This window comes from Spiroplasma sp. ald (genome assembly GCF_044714355.1).
In the GTDB taxonomy this organism is placed as follows: domain Bacteria; phylum Bacillota_I; class Bacilli_A; order Mycoplasmatales; family Mycoplasmataceae; genus Spiroplasma; species Spiroplasma phoeniceum.
In genome coordinates, this window is the sequence record NZ_RXFY01000087.1 from 1 (window position 1) to 4,521 (window position 4,521).

A 4,521-nucleotide genomic window follows, 5' to 3' on the forward strand; every position below is an offset into this window, starting at 1 on the left:
TTATCAAATTTCATAATTTTAGATTCCTATAATTTCTATTTTAAATATATTTTATAGGAATTTTAAAATAACTAGGTTATGCAAGAAATCTAATGAGAGCCTTGACCATATCTTAAAATTATTTTCTTAATTTTATTAAAAAATATGTTAATATAAAAATATAAGATTTTTTTCTACTTGCATTTACAATTTACATTAAAATAAATAAAAAATGTTATTAAATAACATTTTTAAAACCACGGCTCAAATGGTACATCAAAGCCAAATCAACCATTAATTAAGTCATGAACTGCTTCTATATTAAAATACAACATTACAATTGTTATAACTGCTAAAACTAAAAGTACTAGCACAACAATTAAAACTATTGCTCAAACTGGTAATTTTCGCTTGCTTGTTTTTTCATCATATTGAAATGGCATTTTTGTTGCATCAATTTTACCCAAAACATTACTATTATTAAAACCATCTGATGAAGCAAAATCAGGTGATGAACTAAAACTTGGTGCTGCATTAAAATCTGGTGTTGGTCCAAAATTTGAATTTCCTTGGCCAAAATCATTTTGACCAGAAAAATTAGCACTACCAAAGTCATTTGTTTGATTAAAATCATGGTTTGCCCCAAAAGGAGTTCCCTCATTAAACGTATCATCAAAATTATCATCAAAATCTTTATTGATTCCCTGTTGTTGTTTCATCAAATTTGGATTCATAATTGCGTAATGATGACCCGAATCTTGCGAATACTGTCTTTTATTAAAATTAGAATCTTGATCAGCAAATTGTTGCTCTACTTCTGGTCCTGCCATTGGAGGATAAGTTAACATTCCGGGATATTGTGACATTTGCGGATAACCCATCATCATTGGAAATTGTGGCATCATTGGATAAGGGAACATTTGCGGATAACCCATCATCGGATTATATGCCCCCATTCCCATCGCATTCATTGGATTAGGCATAATAGGCATAACAAATGGTTGATAAATAATTGGTTGATAAATTGGTTTATTATGTTGCGGTTTAACTTCTGTTCCATTAATTCCCAAAGTTTTTGAAATGTAAGAAGAATTAAAAGGTGGATTAGTTTTTGTTTTAAAATCGTTTGGATTACCAGGAACTCTAATTGGTTTTGTTAGTGGTGTTACTGGTGCGTTTTGGTTTAATAAATTATCATTGCCAAAACTATTGTTATTTTCAAACGAATTAAAATGATTTTCATTTCCACCACTAAATTTTGGATCATTATTATTCATGCTATACCCCTCCATATCAATATGCCCACTTTTCTTATAAATAAATTATATCACATATTTAAGTAAAATTAAAATAAACTATTGTCATAATTATTAGAAAGGTATATAATTGTTTACCATTTTATTTAAGTTTAATACCTTGTTTGTTGTTTTTTACTTTGCAAATATTCTTGATCTTTTTCATCAACTTCATTAAAAATATAATAACGATGTTTGTATCAAAATAAATATAAAATAATACCTACAATGATAGCTGAAATTAAATCATTTAACCCTAATAATATAAAATAATAAATATTACTTTGGTCTGTGCCATCCGATAATCCATGTGCTAAGAAATATTCACATAACATTAAAATTGGTAACACAATAAAAGCACGAAATGAAGAGCATAATGCTGCTTTTCGTGCGTTATTCATCCCTTGAAATAACGAAACACCTAAAAATGAAATAGCAGCACAAGGATAACTCATTAACATTAAAACTGCTATTCACCGATATTCATCAACTAAATCAGCAGGAAAAGCAAAAGCCATTAACAATTGTGGCCCAAGAGCAATAAATAATAATAAAGTAAAAAGTAATCAACCACTAATAATTGCTAATCCATATCAACAAGTTTGATACATTCGTAAATATTTTTTTGCTCCATAATTATACCCAATAATTGTTTTCATCCCTTGTGCAATCCCTAATGCAATTGCAGTAAAAAAAGCAATTCAAGGACTTATCCCACTATTAAATAATTGGAAGTATGGTAAACCATATTGCTGGCGTTGAATAAATTGTCCTGGTAATGATGAAATAATTATTGATGATAAAATTGAAACTAAAACAGCACCTAAATTATTAATAAAAGATGAAAAACCTAATCGAAAAATTTCTTTAATTGTGGTAGTATACATTATTTTGAGGTTTTTAATAAAATTAAGTAATTAGAAACAAATTAAGTTTCGCTTATGACTAAATGATAACAAAATTTATAAAAAATTCAACTTTTTTTAAAAATATAATTTTTAGTTGAATAAATAATTTATAAATTTATAAAATTTGACACACTAAAAAATACTTTTTAAAATTATTACTAATTTTAAAGGTTTTTTTATTTTTTATAAAAATAAAAATTGCTTTTTAGATTGATTTAAATTATATATATTAAATTCAATTTTTTCTTTATTATTTTTATTAGTTTTATCAACTTTTTCATCATTAATTTGATTATTAAGTCTTAACATTGAAGCAACTAACATATTGATAAATGTTTCTTTACAATATATTTTCGCGCCACGCCCTTTAACAGCCTTAATATAGTGTGATATATCACCTTCCATGTGACAACCAATATTATATTCTAACGCTTGATTTTTAATTCCTTCTTTATTATTTTTAATTAATTCAATAGTTTCTAATAAAAATTTCTTTTTATTATCAATAACATAGGGCAAATGAAACATTAAAAAATCTAATAATGCTTCATAATTTCCAGTAAAAAAATATATTTTTGATAATTTATATTTTAATCTATGAATTCGGTTTTTCTTACGATTTGGAAATAATTCTTTAAATCTTTTTACTAAATGAAATTTATCTAAACTATATGATACGGTGTTATTTTTATATTTTGCTTTTACTGTGCTNTATAAACTTTTTTAATTTGTTTTTCGCCATCACTTAATATTAATATTTTAGTATCTTCATTGATATCATAAGTATCCATTGATTTAAAAATTTTATCAATAAAATTATCAATATTAGATTTATCATTTTTATTCTTATGATTTTTATTCATCATTTGAAAAACGCCTTTTTTCTTTTTCATTTTTTTTCTAGTTTTTGTTGATTTTTCTTCATCAACACCAACATGCATAGTTGAAGCAAATATTTTATTTTCAACTCTTTTTTTATTTTCTCTCATAGGTTCAAAAGCCCCATCAATTTGAATATATAAAACATTATTTGGAATTTTAATTTTATTGTTATTTTTATTACTAATGTAATCGNTTTCTTCTAAATCGGCATTTTTAAAAATATTAGATATTGTTCTTTCACTAATATTAGCGTTTTCAACAGTATCTAAAANANNNTNTAAAATATCTTTATATCTTTTTCCATCACCCATAAATGAAGTAATTTTATTTATTAAATTCTGTTCATTTCTTTGGTATTTTTTTAAACCTAATTCTTCATCCAAAGGATAGCGGTTTATATATTCATTTTTTTCTTCATCATATTTAACATATCTTCGTCTTTTTAAAGGTATATCTCCATCTTCTGTTCTAATTGTTTTTGGTATTTTTGATACAACCTTATATCCTTGTAATATTTTTCCCTGTTGATATAATTTAAATATCTCATTATCTCTTTCAATTAAGAAATTTTTAGTTTCATTGTTTGTTTCTATTATTTTATCTTTTTTATAATCTTCTAATAAATTTTGTTTTAATTCCATTTTATAATTTCCTTTCTTAATTAAAAAAATATTTTAAATTATGCTAGTTAATAAATTATGATATTTAATACTTAATATTATTTTATCAAAATGGGAGTACATGAAAAATGCAGGATTTTACAAAAATTAATAACAAAAAACGAATTACTAGTTATGAACATTTAAACAAAAAATATGATTTGAATTTTAGTGACTATAATTTTGGCTTTGATTGAGAAGTATTTAAAGAATTTGTTGGTGATAGTTATGCCCGATATTTTACTTCGCCAACTTTTTTTAAATTTGTTTCAGCGGGGCGTGGTACTAATAAAACATGAAATCATTTAGCCGAAAAAATATTTTTTGCTTGTAATTTTACAGATGTTTCATCTAATATTTTACGAAGATATGCCAACACCCACGAAGATACTACATTTGGTGATACAATTAATGTCTGTAATTATCTATATGATAAATATGGAATTGATATAGGACCCGACAATGAAAATGGTATTGTTTGACCTAAAAATGTTAAAGAAGGCGGCGAGATTGTTTTTCCTAGTGGTGTGAGAATTGCTTTTGTTGGTTATGCTAATGGGAACAAAATTATGGGAAAAGTTGGTAAAGGTAGCGGTATTATATCGGCGTGAACAGATGAAATGATACATGCCGAAGAAAAAGAAATCTTAACTGATAAAGAATTAGATAAAAGATATAATAATTTAAGAGTTTCAATGTTTCGTTCTAAAAGTTTAAAAGTATCTTATGAAAAATATACCGATGAAAATAATAATGAACAATATAATCTAGATAATCCTATCGCGGTAAAAGAATTAT

Annotated in this window: 3 protein-coding genes and 1 pseudogene; 1 reads left to right on the forward strand and 3 read right to left on the reverse strand. The window is 25.0% G+C overall.

Annotated features, from left to right (window positions below; genetic code table 4):
* Positions 1-230: 230 nt before the first annotated feature.
* The 3 genes and pseudogenes from EHU54_RS04620 to EHU54_RS04630 form a co-directional block, all read right to left on the reverse strand.
* Positions 231-1,256, reverse strand: a complete 1,026-nt coding sequence (locus tag EHU54_RS04620; RefSeq protein ID WP_400249183.1) for a hypothetical protein — start codon at positions 1,254-1,256, stop codon at positions 231-233.
* Positions 1,257-1,387: 131 nt separating this feature from the next.
* Positions 1,388-2,155, reverse strand: a pseudogene (locus EHU54_RS04625) (MATE family efflux transporter); the annotation flags it as partial.
* A 210-nt stretch (positions 2,156-2,365) separates the two neighbouring features.
* Positions 2,366-2,710 (reverse strand): hypothetical protein, encoded by a 345-nt coding sequence (locus EHU54_RS04630; RefSeq protein ID WP_400249184.1) that lies wholly within the window; start codon positions 2,708-2,710, stop codon positions 2,366-2,368.
* 1,102 nt (positions 2,711-3,812) lie between these two features.
* Here EHU54_RS04630 and EHU54_RS04635 point away from each other — a divergent pair.
* The coding region (locus EHU54_RS04635; protein WP_400249185.1) for a hypothetical protein at positions 3,813-4,521 on the forward strand (709 nt) is incomplete at its 3' end.